At 47.7% G+C, this 14471-nt stretch carries 16 protein-coding genes; 11 read left to right on the top strand and 5 right to left on the bottom strand.

All coding sequences use genetic code 11. From position 1 onward, the window contains the following. Positions 1 to 206 precede the first annotated feature (206 nt). The 11 genes from OXH39_05920 (at position 207) to OXH39_05870 (ending at position 9215) form a co-directional block, all read left to right on the top strand. Complete coding sequence (locus OXH39_05920; protein MCY3549980.1) at positions 207 to 1475, top strand: ABC transporter permease; 1269 nt, start codon at positions 207 to 209, stop codon at positions 1473 to 1475. Positions 1476 to 1578: 103 nt separating this feature from the next. Continuing rightward, the gene (locus OXH39_05915; protein MCY3549979.1) at positions 1579 to 2058 is read left to right on the top strand and encodes a hypothetical protein; all 480 of its coding nucleotides are present in this window, start codon (positions 1579 to 1581) and stop codon (positions 2056 to 2058) included. 80 nt (positions 2059 to 2138) lie between these two features. Further along, positions 2139 to 2627 carry a PIN domain-containing protein gene (locus tag OXH39_05910; protein MCY3549978.1) on the top strand — a complete coding sequence of 163 codons (489 nt, stop codon included), beginning with the start codon at positions 2139 to 2141 and terminating at the stop codon, positions 2625 to 2627. Next, entirely contained in the window at positions 2602 to 3393 is a 792-nt protein-coding gene (locus OXH39_05905) for a tetratricopeptide repeat protein (GenBank protein ID MCY3549977.1), read from the top strand. Before OXH39_05910 ends, OXH39_05905 begins: the two co-directional genes overlap by 26 nt. A gap of 31 nt (positions 3394 to 3424) precedes the next feature. Further along, positions 3425 to 4765 carry a radical SAM protein gene (locus OXH39_05900; protein ID MCY3549976.1) on the top strand — a complete coding sequence of 447 codons (1341 nt, stop codon included), beginning with the start codon at positions 3425 to 3427 and terminating at the stop codon, positions 4763 to 4765. Between the two features lie 84 nt (positions 4766 to 4849). Beyond that, complete coding sequence (locus OXH39_05895; GenBank protein MCY3549975.1) at positions 4850 to 5575, top strand: phytanoyl-CoA dioxygenase family protein; 726 nt, start codon at positions 4850 to 4852, stop codon at positions 5573 to 5575. Positions 5576 to 5614: 39 nt separating this feature from the next. Further along, positions 5615 to 6334, top strand: a complete 720-nt coding sequence (locus OXH39_05890) for a hypothetical protein (protein ID MCY3549974.1) — start codon at positions 5615 to 5617, stop codon at positions 6332 to 6334. Between the two features lie 159 nt (positions 6335 to 6493). After that, on the top strand, positions 6494 to 6907 hold the full coding sequence (locus tag OXH39_05885; GenBank protein MCY3549973.1) for a PCP reductase family protein: 414 nt from the start codon (positions 6494 to 6496) through the stop codon (positions 6905 to 6907). A gap of 210 nt (positions 6908 to 7117) precedes the next feature. Then, positions 7118 to 7495: a hypothetical protein gene (locus OXH39_05880; protein ID MCY3549972.1), complete on the top strand. Its 378-nt coding sequence runs from the start codon at positions 7118 to 7120 to the stop codon at positions 7493 to 7495. Positions 7496 to 7553: 58 nt separating this feature from the next. Further along, on the top strand, positions 7554 to 7988 hold the full coding sequence (locus OXH39_05875) for a HEAT repeat domain-containing protein (GenBank protein MCY3549971.1): 435 nt from the start codon (positions 7554 to 7556) through the stop codon (positions 7986 to 7988). 162 nt (positions 7989 to 8150) lie between these two features. Further along, positions 8151 to 9215: a Gfo/Idh/MocA family oxidoreductase gene (locus tag OXH39_05870; protein MCY3549970.1), complete on the top strand. Its 1065-nt coding sequence runs from the start codon at positions 8151 to 8153 to the stop codon at positions 9213 to 9215. Positions 9216 to 9349: 134 nt separating this feature from the next. On the opposite strand, the gene OXH39_05865 is transcribed toward OXH39_05870, so the two are convergent. From OXH39_05865 to cysK, 5 genes are all read right to left on the bottom strand, one after another. Continuing rightward, a complete protein-coding gene (locus OXH39_05865) occupies positions 9350 to 11668 on the bottom strand; it encodes a hypothetical protein (protein MCY3549969.1) in 2319 nt (772 codons plus the stop codon). A gap of 62 nt (positions 11669 to 11730) precedes the next feature. After that, the gene (locus OXH39_05860) at positions 11731 to 12195 is read right to left on the bottom strand and encodes a M67 family metallopeptidase (GenBank protein MCY3549968.1); all 465 of its coding nucleotides are present in this window, start codon (positions 12193 to 12195) and stop codon (positions 11731 to 11733) included. 79 nt (positions 12196 to 12274) lie between these two features. Next, complete coding sequence (locus tag OXH39_05855) at positions 12275 to 12562, bottom strand: MoaD/ThiS family protein (GenBank protein ID MCY3549967.1); 288 nt, start codon at positions 12560 to 12562, stop codon at positions 12275 to 12277. A 160-nt stretch (positions 12563 to 12722) separates the two neighbouring features. Continuing rightward, a complete protein-coding gene (locus OXH39_05850) occupies positions 12723 to 13487 on the bottom strand; it encodes a phosphoadenylyl-sulfate reductase (protein MCY3549966.1) in 765 nt (254 codons plus the stop codon). A gap of 31 nt (positions 13488 to 13518) precedes the next feature. Further along, positions 13519 to 14469, bottom strand: coding sequence for a cysteine synthase A (gene cysK, locus OXH39_05845; protein MCY3549965.1), 951 nt, complete (start codon positions 14467 to 14469; stop codon positions 13519 to 13521). Between the last annotated feature and the right edge of the window lie 2 nt (positions 14470 to 14471).

The following is a 14471-nucleotide window of genomic DNA, read 5'->3' as shown; positions in this document are numbered from 1 at the left end:
GGGACGGCGAAACAGATACTGCCCTCTTCTCAAGCAGCGAGTGCTGCGATGGTGATGGAGAAAATCCAAATTGTACGTACTTAGGTGATAATCTTGAGTGCTGTGAGTGTGGGGGGAGATGGATTGCGGCAGCAGTACTCGTTCCTGCTCTCGGATATGAAAGCGGGGATAGACTCTTAATCCGTTCAAGTTGATTTGGGTGTGGCATGAAATTCTCTGGTGCAATTGCTGCCGGTATACGGCATATCCAGGAAAATAGGCTCCGTGCAGGGTTATCCATTCTCGGCATTTCCATTGGGATTGCTAGTGTGCTGTGCATGATGGCTATCGGCGATGGCGCGAAACAAATCATTACCGATGACATTGAAAAACTCGGGGGAGCCAACCAAGTGCAACTCTGGACACGCCAATCCGTGAGGAGACGCGGTCGGCGATATCCAACAACGGAGCGATATACTTTGGGCGACGCTTATGCAATTGAGGCAGAATGCCCGGAGGTCACAGGTGTCCTTCCCCGGAATCGAAGATATGGAATACTTGTCACCAGCCTCCAAGGTGGAGCATTCAGATCTGCCTCGCTAGAGGGTGTAACATCTGACTATGCACAACTTATGCGGTATGATTTGCAAGAAGGTAGATTTCTCTCCGAGAACGATATCAACAACGCCACGCAGGTCTGCGTCTTAGGTGCTAACGTTGCGGTAGAATTGTTCGGAAATACCTCCGCAATCGGTCAAGAGGTAAAAATTCGGAATCATTGGCGGCAAGCCCCCGTTCGGATGCGCGTTGTCGGTACCATGGCACCGAAAGGGAGAAATCTCAGTGTTACCTGGGGGAGTTTAGATGATCTGATATGCGTTCCAATAACAACGTATCAACAACGTATTACAGGCATCCGCTATGTTGAAAGGATTAATATATTTTTTCAAAAAGATGCAGAGGCTTACGATGTAGTTAAATCCGCCCGGAAGGTGATTAGGCAAAGACATAGGGGTATCGATAATTTTACGAGTTATTGGAGGCCCAAACGAACTGTCGAACAACTTGAACACCTTGAAAAGGTGATGAAAATTGCGTTAGGTGGCGTTGCAGGTTTCTCGTTGTTTGTCAGTGGTATCGGCATTATGAATATCTGTCTCGTTTCTGTCGGCGAAAAGACGCAGGAAATAGGTTTGCGGAAATCCGTTGGAGCAAGACGGATTGATATTTTCTGGCAATTTCTGACCGAATCCATCTGTCTCTGTCTCTGCGGTGGGGTATTCGGCATTGTAGGGGGCTGGTTAGCAGCGCATGGCATGGCGAGGGTTGCTGTACGCATTGTACCGATTGTGCCAGAGTGGCCCGTCGTCCTTTCTTTACCTTGGATGCTAACTTCCGTTCTTTTTTCGATTTTCATGGGCGTTTGTTTCGGAGTCTACCCTGCGATGCGAGCAGCACGACTTTCACCTATTGATGCGCTCCGCGCCGAGAATTAAGGAGGAATTTCTAAAAAGCTGCTGTTTACTTTTATCCCAAATCAAATTTGACTTTGAATGTGGAATGTGTTATCATTTATGAAAAATGGAATTCTAAAGAAGAATGCGGGAAAGCGTAGAACTTTTCATCCGAAGCGTCCACCTAATAGCGGCAATAGTCTGGTTCGGAGGCGTAATCTTTTCTACATTCATCGCGATGCCAATCCTGCAGCAAAGTTTGCCACCGCAAAGCCTTTTGGCGGTTCACAACCGTTTTCGCACCTGGATACGATTGATGATTCATATACTCCTGATAACGGGTGCGATGGTATTCTTTATTGTTGCATGGAATAACGGGTTTTTCGCGGCGCAGAACGAAAATTACGATTTCAAAGCCTATATGCTAACGTTCGTCGCAAAACTTGCGGCGTTTGGTGTAATGACACTCTTTTGGGGACTGTACAGTTCACTCTATCGACGACACCTTGAGGTAATCCCGCCTGACGACAAAACATATCGCAACCCAAGCCCGTATATCAATGTGTGGAGAGGCTTGATGTTGATAGCAGGCGTAATCGTTTTCGCACTTGCACTGCTACTATAGTCTTGTTCTATGGATGAGGTTTCAACCGCATCCCTTTGTAGGCAATATACAAAATCACAAAACAGCGTAGGCGGACACGTGTGCAAACTGATTCGCAAATCTGGACGATTTATTTCGATACTTGTTGCTTGAGCCGACTTTTTGATGTCCAAACGCACCCTCGGGTTCGTCAAGAATCCGAAGCTATTAGCCGAATCCTTGATCATATCCGCGCCGGTTCTTGGTACTGGATTTCCAGCCATGCTTTAGAGGAAGAAGTTGAGCAAAACCCAAACCTGGGGCACCGTTTCCAAATTAAGGATCGACTAACTGATGTGAACGAAACTGTTTCCGTTGGAATGCCGGAAATCTCAAGAGGTAAGCAGTTAGAGGTATTGGGGTTTAAAGAATTGGATGCGCTGCATATCGCTTGTGCGGAAAGCGGCGACGCGAATATTTTTCTAACAACGGATGATAGGCTCCTTAGAACGGCGAAACGCAATAGTTCAAACCTTTACGTCCAAGTTGAAAATCCTTACGTATGGTTCCAGAGGCGAGGCGAAAATGAACATATTGGAAATGACCGATAGTGAAATTTATGAACTTGGGATGAAAGCCCTGATAAATAAACTTGGTACTGCCAAAACGCAGTGGTTTATCCGGCAATGCCAACCGGGTACAGGTGATTACTCTGTTGATCGTCACCAATTGTTAGCGAATCTTCCAGATATTGACACCATCGCCAAACACATCCACGAACGTGAGTCCACCAGGGAAGCTGAAGAACGCGCCCGCGCCCATCGATTCGCAGCGAGCCAGAGCGAAATCCAGAAAATGACAGACCTCGAAATCTATGAAATTGGGGCGCGCGTCCTTACCAAAACACTTGGAGTTGCTGGGTCGATGAACTTTCTACGGCAATGTCAAGAACTGAACGGCGGTTATCCGCTTGACCGGATCGAGAACCGAGAAGAAGCGGAAGAAAACATTAAGCTTTATACAGCAAGCTTGAGACTCAATCCGAAAATAGTTGAGGACTACATCAGGCGTGGTAACGCCTATAGTTACATCGGTGAGCATGCCAAAGCCATTGCTGACTATAACACGGCGATAGAACTCAAGCCAGAGTACCCTAAAGTTTATTACAGACGAGGTGTAGCTTACGCTAAAAATGCTGAGTATGCCAAAGCCATCGCTGACTATAACCAGGTCATCCAACGCGATCCTGAGCATGCTGAAGCCTATCGCAGCCGCGGCGAAGCCTGGCGACACCTTAAAGAGACGGAAAAAGCCGATGCTGACTTGACGGTCGCTAAAACACTTGAGACGGATACCATTCCATCTGTCCCGCTATAGACAGGTGCAGAGCGAAAATACTTTCAAAAAGATGCAAAATACCAAAGTTCAGGCAGTTTCGTGGAATATCACCCGATTATGTAATCTGAAATGCACACACTGTTATCTCCCCGCAGGCTTTGTTGACACAAACGAATTAGCGGATGGAACCTTTCAAGTGTCCGATATTCAAGGTTCACAGGAATATTCCAGGGATGCGGAACTAAGCCAATCACAATGTTTTCGCGTCATCGATGAAATCGCCGAAATCAATCCACACATCCTCCTTATTCTCACCGGTGGGGAACCCTTATTACGCCCGGATATCTTGGAGATATCAAAGTATGCCTCCGATACCGGGTTTCTTGTTGTCATGGGCACGAACGGTGTGCTGTTGAACGATAGCGTCGTTGAGAAAATGCAACAGCACGGTGTTACCGGTGCGGGCATCAGTCTCGACTCTGTTCAACCCACAAACCATGATCGGTTTCGGGGTATGGAAGGCGCGTGGAAAGCAACGATGAACGGTGTAGAGGCACTCAAACGTGCCCAACTCGATTTCCTCGTTCAAACCTCCGTGACACAGTGGAATTACGACGAAATTCCGAAGATTGTAGAATTCGCGTATCAACTCGGTGCGAAGGTGCTAAATCTCTATTTTCTTGTCCGGACGGGAAGGGGTAAGACAGTAATGGACATTACGCCTGAGCAGTATGAAAAGGCGTTTGAAACGTTTTTCGAGTTGCAAGCAGCTTATGCTGGGAAGATGCTCATCGCAGCGAAATGCGCACCGCATTATAAACGTGTTATCTATGAACAGCAATCCGACTCTGCTTTCCTTCAGGGATATCCGAGTGGGACCTGTCCGTGTGGTATCTACTACTGCCGTATCACACCTGAAGGTGAACTGACGCCTTGTCCCTATCTACCTGTTAGCGTCGGTAACCTCAAGGAGGAGAGTTTTGTCAAACTCTGGAATGAATCGGAAACCTTTCAGGACTTACGAAATCGAGATCTGCTTGAAGGAAAGTGCGGGGTTTGTGAATTCAAAGAGGTGTGCGGCGGTTGCCGTGCGCGAGCCTATGCGACTACCAATAACTACCTCGCTGAAGATGCGTCGTGTGAGTATCAGCCCGGACAACACAACGCACCTCCTGTTCAAATAGAGAAAAAGATTGCTTTTGCAACCGAAACCGATTATGATTTGCAGTGGAGCAAGGCAGCAGAAAAGCGGTTGAAGCGCGTGCCGTCATTTGCGCGTGGCATGGTCATCAAAAGCGTTGAGAAATATGCACGTGAACACGGTTATCGTGAGGTTACGCCTGAGTTGATGCAAGCCGTCAAAAAACGATTTGACAAAACCGGCATCCCATCTTTCCGACCGAAACGCTAATGCAAAGTAGTAGGCACACTCCGTTGTGCCGTCACAGGAGTAGACACATGTCGCTGTGTCTTAACAGTTTTAAAAGGAACTTGTATGCTCACAACGGAACAGATAGCATTTTTTCAGGAACACGGATACCTTATTCTTAAGAATTTAATCGATCCTGAAATAGTTGATGAATGGCGCGCCCAAGTCTGGGAACATTTTGGTTCCAGCTTTGAAACGCCAGAGACGTGGCCCAACGACTATGAAATTCAAGGCTTCACCTTCTCACCATTATTTGGGCATCTACCTGTGATGCAAGAGGTTACTGAGCAGCTTGGTGGCGGACAATTTTTTACAGGCGGTGGCGGCTCACCAATTATCAAATGGCCCAAGCCTGGAGAAGCGTGGTCAATGCCCAAGGATGGACACATCGACGCGTATGGTGCTGTTGCTGGTTGGAGTCCCTTTATGGTAGGGGCAACAACCTATCTCTATGATGCTGAACCCAAGGGTGGTGCTTTCATCTTTTGGCCCCGAAGCCACTATTCAACGCATAAATACTTTCTCCAATATCCAGAGCAGATTGATGGCAGTTTCTACGATATCGAAGGTTGGAACTGGGATGTGCTTTCGGATTTATCGCCAGAGGGACCTCGTGAGTTTATAGGTGCTGCGGGTGATGTTGTGTTGTGGCATGCGTTTCTTTGCCATACCGGATCAGAAAATATAAGAAGTGTTCCGCGTTTTGGTCTCTTTGCGCGCTATGCCCACAAACAACAGGAAGAGTTCAAATACGAGATTCCAGAGGATCTTTGGAAATATTGGGCAATTTAAAAAACGGTTATCAGCCCTTTACCGATAGAGGGAACTTAGATGCTTACAACAGAACAGATTGCATTTTTTCAGGAACATGGATACCTTATCCTTGAAAATTTTATTGACTCCGAGATAATTGACGAATGGCGAGAACAGATCTGGAAACATTTTGATTCCAGCTTAAAAACACCGGAGACATGGCCCAATGACTATGTGGTCCAGAACTTCAGTTTCTCACCGCTGTTTGGGCAGTTGCCTGCGATGCAAGAGATTACCGAGCAACTCGGCGGCGGGCAATTTACCGGTGGTGGCGGTTCACCGCTTGTCAAGTGGCCCAATCCAGAGGAAGAGTGGTCGATGCCCGGTAGCGGACACATTGATGCCTACGGTCCCGGTGGCTGGAGTCCGTTTATGCTCGGTGCGACGACCTATCTCTATGATGTCAAACCCGGCGGTGGTGCGTTTGTTTTTTGGCCCCGAAGCCATTATTCAACACACAAATACTTCCTTCAATATCCTGAGCAAATTGATGGTAGTTTCTACGATATCGAGGATTGGGGATGGCATGTACTTTCAGATTTATCGCCGGATGGACCTCGTGAGTTTGTAGGTGCTGCGGGTGATGTCGTCTTGTGGCATGCGTTTCTCTGCCATACCGGCTCAGGAAATATAAGAGACATTCCTCGTTTTGGTATCTTTGCACGCTATTCCCATAAAAAACGGGAAGAGATTAAATACGAAATTCCAGAGGATCTTTGGAAATATTGGGTCGTTTAGGAAATGGCTATCGGTTTCCGGCGGTTTTCAGTTGTCTGAATCAGGATTCGTAGGATTTTAGGATTTTCAGGATTAGTTGGGTTGTTGGGTTTCGCTATCTCTAAGGATATATTTGCATTTTTATTACGGAACTCAGGTTAAATTAAAAAAGGAGAAGAAATGAGCGAACAAAATAACGCAAACGAACGGCTTACGGATGTAGAAGAACGCTTGACACGTGTGGAAAATCTACTCGTCAGTATCAACGAGAAGTTGGGACAACGTTCTGATGTCGGTCAAGTTGATACCGAAAAGGCAGAGGGACTTAAGCAGTGGGTAACCGATTACGTCTCAATGCGTTTACAGCAGTTAGTGCCAGAGACGTGCGATCATCCTGATGAGGGTGCCCTTCAGGACGGTCCCTATCTTGATAACACTGCGGTGCCTTGTACCGAGGAAGTCAAGCATCGGGTCAAGCGGATACCAATTCCGTTTGTTCGTGAGATGGTTGTGCAGCGCGTCGCTGAGAATGCTCGGCAAGCCGGTGTTGAACGTGTAGATATTGAGTTCTTCGAGAAAGCAGCAACTTTTTGACAATGCAAAGCCACAGAGGAGTTTCCTCTGCCCAATTTTGATTGGAAGGACTTCTTGAAGGCTCCAATGTAATAGTTATCAGTTATCAGAGGAATGGTTGTCAGTTGTCAGTTGTCAGTTATCGGTTAAGAGCAGTTTGTGGTGTGCAAAACTATTGTAACTGCTGCATATCCTACCGACAACCGATAACCGATAACCGATGGCTAAATCATGGACTGGGTTTTCAACACGTTCTCGGAATATCTTGAGAACGACTTCAAAAAACGAATCGGGAACGCAAATCCCACCGTTGCTGACCTTTGGGAAGCATTTCAAGTACTCTTCCCTGCGACATCGGCACAGCTCCTCGTGCAGGAACCGGTCGGCAATACGGTGCGATTTAAACCGCTCGCGTTCTATCATGCCGACGAAATGGGTCCCTTGATTGAAACTCCATTGGCGTATCTCAGAGAGAATTTCGGGGGCGGCAAATTCAAAATCAACTTCTATCACGGCATGCAGTTTATCGCTACCATTAACTTCAAACCAGAAGGTCCTGAAATCTGGCGCGAACTACCGGAAATGGAAACCAATCCTACAATCGACTAAACTGGCACTTAAAGGAGTAGGCACACCAAGATATGTGCCGTAACCGTGGACAATGAACATGAGTCAGCAACAGGTATTTGAGGGATGCCCCGCCTGTGGAAATGCGAACCTCCGACAGTTGGAGGGTAATTCTTGGTTTTGCTTGGATTGTGACTGGGATAACCTTGCAGTTATTCCGAAAGACAATGACGAATTGATCGTCTCTCTCCGTCATGGAGACCTTCATTCTCGGCGAATCGCGGCGCAAGCGTTGATTAATATTGGTGATGCCGACCGGCACCTCGCCACTATGATGGACACAAATGCCTTGCTCGAAGCGTTGGACGACGAGGATGCGGATGTCCGCTACTTCGTTGCCGTTGCTCTCGGTAAATTGGAGGCGAGTCTTAGCCTTGACAAACTCAAGCAGCTTGCCCGAAACGATGCTTCCGCACTCGTACGGGAAGGGGCGAAAACGGCAGTTGAGCAGATAGAATCGCGCGACGTGTCTTAGTGGTTATCGGTTATCGGTCGTCAGTTGTCAGTTTTGGGACGGAATTAGTAAGCGCGACCGGGGTCCCCACCCGTTACTGGGATGGGGGGGGTACACTGGGAATACGGAGAGGAACGTTTTTGACTCAACTCACCTAACCGAACCGCAAGGAAAATTAAAAACATGGAGAAAGTTCGACTCGGTTATATCGGCTGTGGATTCATGGCACAGAAGGTCCATATCCCCAATTTTACAAGCATTCCTGACTGTGAACTCATCGGACTCGCAGAAGTACGCTCTGAGCTCGGTAGGAAAGTCCAAAGTCGTTTCGGTATCCCGCACCTTTATCGGGACCATGAAGAACTTGCACAAAACGCCGATATCGAGGCGGTCGCTGTCTCCGCCGACTTCGCATTACAAGGCGAGATCGCGAAGGATCTCCTTTTAGCAGGCAAGCATGTCTTCATGGAAAAACCGATGGCGGTTTCCACTGAACAAGCCGAGGCGATTGTGGCGGCATCGCAGAAGTCTGGGAAGAAATTGATGGTCGGCTATATGAAACGCTACGATGCCGGAAACGAGATTGTCAAGTCACGGGTCTCACAGTTCCGAGAAACCGGTGAACTCGGACGCTTGACTTACGCCAGAAATCACGGCTTCGGTGGGGATTGGGTGTGCAATCTTGATACCCACATGGACGGGACAACAGAGGCAAAACCGGGTGCACCTGCTAAAACGCCAGAATGGATACCGGAGCAGTGGCGCGGTTCCTATTTGGGATACCTCCAGCAGTATACGCACAATATCAATCTGATGCGTTGGTTCCTCGATGCTGGTGATAAAGTCACTGTCAAAGCTGTTGATTTGGACGCAAACGGGTATTCCGGTGTTGTTATCTTTGATATGGACGGCGTTCGTGTAGCGCTGGAGACCGGGCATGTTTCACACTACCGCTGGGATGAGCATAGCCAAATCTATTTTGAGAATGGCTGGGTTCATACGTGGGCACCGCCGTTGCTCTTGAAAAACACGCCTGCCGAGGTTGAAATCTACCGCGCCGGGGAGGAACAGGAGATCACGCGCCCGATTCCAAGACCGAGTTGGACGTGGGCATATCACAGGGAAGCGGAATACTTTGTCGCAAACCTCCGTAACGATGAACCCTTCCGTTCTTCAGCCGAAGATACACTCACCGATGTCAGACTCTTTGAGGACATCTACCGAATCTTTGTCGAACAGCAGAAATAGTTGTCAGTTACCAGTTATCAGTTGTCAGTTAAAGAGGTCTGAACTGTGATTGATGAGATTACCAGATTTACAGGGATTAGATGTTCTTGTAATCATGGTAAATCTTAAAATCATAAGTATCTGGGTTCAGACTACTATTTTCTAAGCAGGATCTCCGTACTATTTATATTCACCGCGGGTTCGTAATTTTCCTGCAGGTATTCCGCAATTAACGGATGCCGTTCCTCCACGCGAATACCGTCAACGGCATCGAACCATCCCCCTGTTTTAAAGATCACCAAACGCGTTTTGTCTTCCTCAAGAGCATCAATAACCTCTTGCTGCATTGCTGGTGTTGATGCGTACGAGACCTGATGGAATCGGGAGACACCCAGTCGATTCGCGAAAAAATAGTAAGCACCCTGACTCGTAAAATCGAAAATCTTTTCGTTCTCTGCCGTGTTTTCCTTAATATAGGCGACGACCTTTTGAATCTGTTCAACTTGGTCATCTGGAATGTCTACCCTTCCCGCGCGCACTAATTCCTGCGTTCCGGTGCTTTGCTTGAACGGATTCTGACGCAAGCGTTGCCATTTCCCATTGAAACCCGCCAAAGGTTGATGTGCTTCCCCAACGTACCAACAGAATATCGCTATCGGAATTAGCACCCATGCCGTTTTCAGGGCATGCTGCCAACGTCTCTCGCCTTTTAAAGCACGAAACATCGAAAAAATACCACCTTCCAGTGGAAACAGACAGAGCAGCCATAAGAAGGTCGCGCCGTAAATCAAGTGACCACCATCTGAACGTCCCAGTGCCGTACGGAAGAATGCGATGCCACCGAGGAGTAAGAGAAGAAGTTTCATCGTGTTGGCTGAATGCGTGCTGGATAGTCCTCGGTAGGTCAAGTAGGCTGCGACAATCAGAAAGATACAGATCGGCAGATACCATCGAAACCCTTCGCTGAAGATGAAAGCGTGCCATCCATCTGTTGACAATAGCGCAAGCGTTTTCGATAGAGACGGGAAGGCGAGTCCCCATGTTGCGAGTTGATAACGACACTGGATATAGGAATTCCAAATGACATCGTCCAATGCACCGTGGGACAAGAAGTAGATGCCTACCGAAAAAAAACCTACCAACACCCCGCAACCATAACTGACTAAGGGACGCAGGTATTCTGTCACCCTTACCACTTGCTGGCGAGGTTTGTAACCTCGCCCTCCTCTGCTCTCTGTTCCAAAGCCGCCCCGTGAAACATATATAACCAGAAACAATCCGATGGCACCCAGTGTGTAGAGTCCGACTTCAGTGCTATACCAGAATGCCAAGCTCGTGGAGAGTCCAGCGAGGAGTAGTTTCCATACATAGGTAGGGACCTTGTTCGTGCGAGTTTCTTGGGAGTGCATAAGGGAATTCGCTACGAAGGCGAAACTAATTAAGCCGAGACTATGCCGTGGAGATACCCAGAACTGGGTTCCAGAAGCGATAATCACACATAAGAAAGCAACCAAGAATCTGCTTCGGAATACTTGCAAGCCGAGCACATAAAGCGCGACATAACCGAGCGGAGCCAATATGTCCTCCATTAAACGCACACCGAATAGGGTTGGTTCAAAGAGTTGACTGCCAACCCATGCCAAGTAAGCGTTTTGAAAGAGTCCGTGCTGAATGTAGATATCCCGAAACGGTACTCCGCCGCGTAGCATTTCATTGAGAGGCGCGAGCCGCTCCCCTTCGTGGAATAAATCTATATTGCCGTGAATACTCGCAGAGTAGGTAAGGAGATAGATGAAAACTGGAAGGATAATGTATTCAAGTCCACCACGCCAAATCTTTGTGGTTCTGTAACTTACAGGAGCGGAAGTGCCATCCGTTTCACTGACGAGGTTCCCCCCTTTTTCGCTGGCGAGGTTTCCCTCTTTTTCGCTGGCGAAGTTTTTAACCTCGCCTGTGTCATCCGAAACAGCCGAATTCCACAGTGTAGGGAAGTACCGCAGGTAGAGCAGCACCAATTTGAGCAGAACAGATAAACCTATCGGTAGCAGTAAGCCTATCAGGATACTCTGACCGATGTGGTAGACCTGTAACCAACAGAGCCACAACGGAATTGATGCCAATGCGTTTGCTTTCAGGACACGCTGTATCGGTTGTGTAGTGCGTTCAGCGCACCAACGTGAAAACACGCACCAACCGAACCAGTATAAACATATTACTGTTGGGATACCGAGCAGTGCCAGCAGATAGAAGAAGTATTCCTGCTGTTTCGGATACTCGTTAACGCTGAGCCATCCGACAACACCGGAATTTGAGTGATATTCAAAAACGAGGATTTTATTGAGGGTTATTCCTAAGGCAATCGCAAGGGAGGCAGCAGAAAACGTGATAAGTCCAACGTAGGGCTTAAGAGTGGGTGATTTAACAACGCGCATGTCCGGCATAAATTGCTGAAGGTAGACTTGCCAGCGTTGCATAGTTCTTGCCTCAATATAAAACTAAAGCACAATCTGAAGTACGGAGGGATCATCCTGCCGTGTTAAGTTTCTTTAAACGCTCCCTCGACTTCAACAAAATCTTTCGCCGTTTCATCCCATGCAAAAGCCTTTACCGCGCGTATCTCAGTGTCGTAAACTGAGATAACCAGATATGTGGTACCCGGATAAGCAGGTTCGTCCCATACCGTCGCATCTGCTTTGTCTTTTTCGGAGAAGTATGCTTCGTGGTTCGGGTGTGAATGGTAGAAGGCTTTAATCTGCCGTTGTTGGGTATCAGCCTCTTTGTGAACAGCGATGAGATCGTCGGGATGTATGACATAAGCTGTGCGGGCATCTCTCGGATATTTGTCTGGATCTTCTTGGTGAAGTTCGTTCTGTATATTCCGACATTTCCGGACAAATTCTTGTGCTTCGCTTCCTAAGATGATGCCACAGCACTCATTGGGAAACTCCGATTTCGCATGGTCACATATCTGGCTGAGAGTTTCGGGTTGCAGAGTTAACATTGAATAGCAGCCATCGTAGGGGCGAGGTCACCTCGTCCCTACAAGGTTTCCTATAGTCGATAACCGACAGCAATAACGATTAAGACTGATTACATCCACCGGCAATCGCTGGAATAATTGAGATTTCAGCACCATCTGCGACAGCGGTTGCTTTCCCGTCAAGGAAGCGGATATCTTCGTCATTGAGATAGATATTTACAAACCGACGGATGTTTCCGCCGTCGTCGCAAAGGCGTTCTTTCATCCCGGGATAGTTCGCTTCGAGGTTTTCGATAATGCCTTCAATGTTGGCACCTTCTGTTTCAACTTCCGCCAAGTTTTGCGTCAAGCGTCTCAGCGGTGTTGGAATACGGACTATTACAGCCATAAAATATATTTTCTCCTTTTTTATAGTTATAAGTTATCAGTTCGGTTTTTCTGCGAAAAACCTTTTGGTTAACAGTTAAAGAGGTTTTCTGTGGAAACCTTCACAGGGAACGAAACTGTTCCAAGGATCCTCTTAACTTATAACTTATAACCGATAACCATTAAATCGAATAGTGTAATCCACACTCTTTAGTGTTTTCTTCTGTAGTGTCGTTTTCTGGTGCGTGGGCTGCGTTTTGCCAACGCCACCGTCCTGCCCGATTCGGTTCTCCGGGTTTTATTGGCGTTGTACAGATGACGCACCCAAGCGATTCATAATAGTGACCTTGGGTATCTGCTTCAAGCAGCGGGTTCACAGGAATTTCGTTTTCACGGACAAATTGCCACACTTCATCGGTTGTCCAATGTATCAGTGGGCTCACCTTTAGCACGGGGTGTGTCGCTGATGAAATAATTTCTGCCTTTCGGAGTTCTTTTCTGGCTTCGGACTGATCACGACGTAAACCGGTTATCCAGACATCTAACGTTTCAAGGAGGCGTTGCATCGGACGAACTTTTCGGATGTTACAACAGTATTCTTGCTTCGCTTTACTGTCGAAAAACAGGTATTCGCCGTGCTGCGTAACCATCTCCTGAACTTCTTGTGGATCGGGCTGAATCTGTTCAATTTGGATACCGTAGCGCGCTTCCACCTTCTCAAAGAAGTCGTATGTCTCAGGAAAAAGACGCAGCGTGTCAAGTGTACAGACGCGGAACGGCAACTGGTTTTCGGCGGCTAAGTGTATCATAACCATACCCGAAAGTTGCCCACTTGTGACGATTGCAGCGCGTTCTTTGAACCGCTTGAAGAGAGAGAAAAGGATTTCTTGGGGACTCTCCGTCAACAGGACTTCTTGGCAGAGCGTTTGATCTACTGGATAATTCAATTTTTTAATTGTGTTCCCTTAGTTAAAAAACTTACGGAAGCGTATCCATAACGTCTGATTCAATTTCAAAATAACGACTCAAACTGAAATAGCGTTCCCCCGTGTCAGGGAGAATCGTAACAACGGTTTTATCGGGTCCTTGCACCTTCGCAACTTGTAATGCAGCGTAGACATTTGCACCGGACGACATCCCAACCAATAACCCTTCGGTTGTTGAGATTGACTTCATCATTTCGTAAGCCTCTTTTTCGCCGACTGTAATGACTTCGTCAATAACATCAACGTTGAGCACTTCAGGGATCATCCCTGCGCCAATCCCATCAATGCGGGTAGGGCTCGGTTTACCGCCAGAGAGCACCGCTGAAACACTCGGTTCCACCGCAACGACTTTCACGTGGGGACACTCTGTTTTTAAAACTTCTCCAACGCCTGTCAGTGTGCCACCTGTGCCAACCCCTGTAACGAAAAAGTCGATGTCGGTACCGATCGCCTTGAGAATTTCCACCGCTGTCGTACGGCGATGGATTTCGGGGTTTGCAGGGTTCGTGAACTGGTTCGGCATATAGTGCCGTGGGTTTTTTCTGATAATTGCTTCCGCTTCCCAGATAGCACTTGCCATGCCACCGTGTTCCGGCGTTAGCACAATTTTTGCACCGAAAGAGGAGAGGAGTTCATATTTCTCGCGACTCACGTTTTCTGGCATCGTCAACGTAACAGGATAACCTCTCGCGATACCGACAATAGAGAGTCCTAAACCTGTGTTGCCAGCAGTGGGTTCAACGATGGTATCTCCTTTTCTGAGAATGCCGCGTTCCTCAGCATCAACGATCATTGCATAACTAATCCGATCCTTGATGCTACCCCCCGGATTGTAAGCCTCCAATTTCGCGAAGATAGTCGCATCGTCCTTACCGGTCAAGGCGTTCAGGCGAATCGTCGGAGTATTCCCGATGAGGTCTGTCAGGTTTTTAGCGATTTTCATGT

This window comes from Candidatus Poribacteria bacterium (assembly GCA_026702755.1).
Classification (GTDB): Bacteria; Poribacteria; WGA-4E; order WGA-4E; family WGA-3G; genus WGA-3G.
This window is presented reverse-complemented; position numbering and strand designations above follow the sequence as displayed.

Excerpts from the sequence above, each read along its gene's own strand:
- OXH39_05885 (MCY3549973.1), top strand. The coding sequence starts at position 6,494 with ATGAGCGAACAAAATAACGCAAACGAACGGCTTACGGATGTAGAAGAA.
- OXH39_05855 (MCY3549967.1), bottom strand. The coding sequence starts at position 12,562 with ATGGCTGTAATAGTCCGTATTCCAACACCGCTGAGACGCTTGACGCAA.
- OXH39_05870 (MCY3549970.1), top strand. The coding sequence starts at position 8,151 with ATGGAGAAAGTTCGACTCGGTTATATCGGCTGTGGATTCATGGCACAG.
- OXH39_05915 (MCY3549979.1), top strand. The coding sequence starts at position 1,579 with ATGCGGGAAAGCGTAGAACTTTTCATCCGAAGCGTCCACCTAATAGCG.
- OXH39_05900 (MCY3549976.1), top strand. The coding sequence starts at position 3,425 with ATGCAAAATACCAAAGTTCAGGCAGTTTCGTGGAATATCACCCGATTA.
- OXH39_05860 (MCY3549968.1), bottom strand. The coding sequence starts at position 12,195 with ATGTTAACTCTGCAACCCGAAACTCTCAGCCAGATATGTGACCATGCG.
- OXH39_05865 (MCY3549969.1), bottom strand. The coding sequence starts at position 11,668 with ATGCAACGCTGGCAAGTCTACCTTCAGCAATTTATGCCGGACATGCGC.
- cysK (MCY3549965.1), bottom strand. The coding sequence starts at position 14,469 with ATGAAAATCGCTAAAAACCTGACAGACCTCATCGGGAATACTCCGACG.
- OXH39_05875 (MCY3549971.1), top strand. The coding sequence starts at position 7,554 with ATGAGTCAGCAACAGGTATTTGAGGGATGCCCCGCCTGTGGAAATGCG.
- OXH39_05895 (MCY3549975.1), top strand. The coding sequence starts at position 4,850 with ATGCTCACAACGGAACAGATAGCATTTTTTCAGGAACACGGATACCTT.
- OXH39_05890 (MCY3549974.1), top strand. The coding sequence starts at position 5,615 with ATGCTTACAACAGAACAGATTGCATTTTTTCAGGAACATGGATACCTT.
- OXH39_05880 (MCY3549972.1), top strand. The coding sequence starts at position 7,118 with ATGGACTGGGTTTTCAACACGTTCTCGGAATATCTTGAGAACGACTTC.
- OXH39_05920 (MCY3549980.1), top strand. The coding sequence starts at position 207 with ATGAAATTCTCTGGTGCAATTGCTGCCGGTATACGGCATATCCAGGAA.
- OXH39_05905 (MCY3549977.1), top strand. The coding sequence starts at position 2,602 with ATGAACATATTGGAAATGACCGATAGTGAAATTTATGAACTTGGGATG.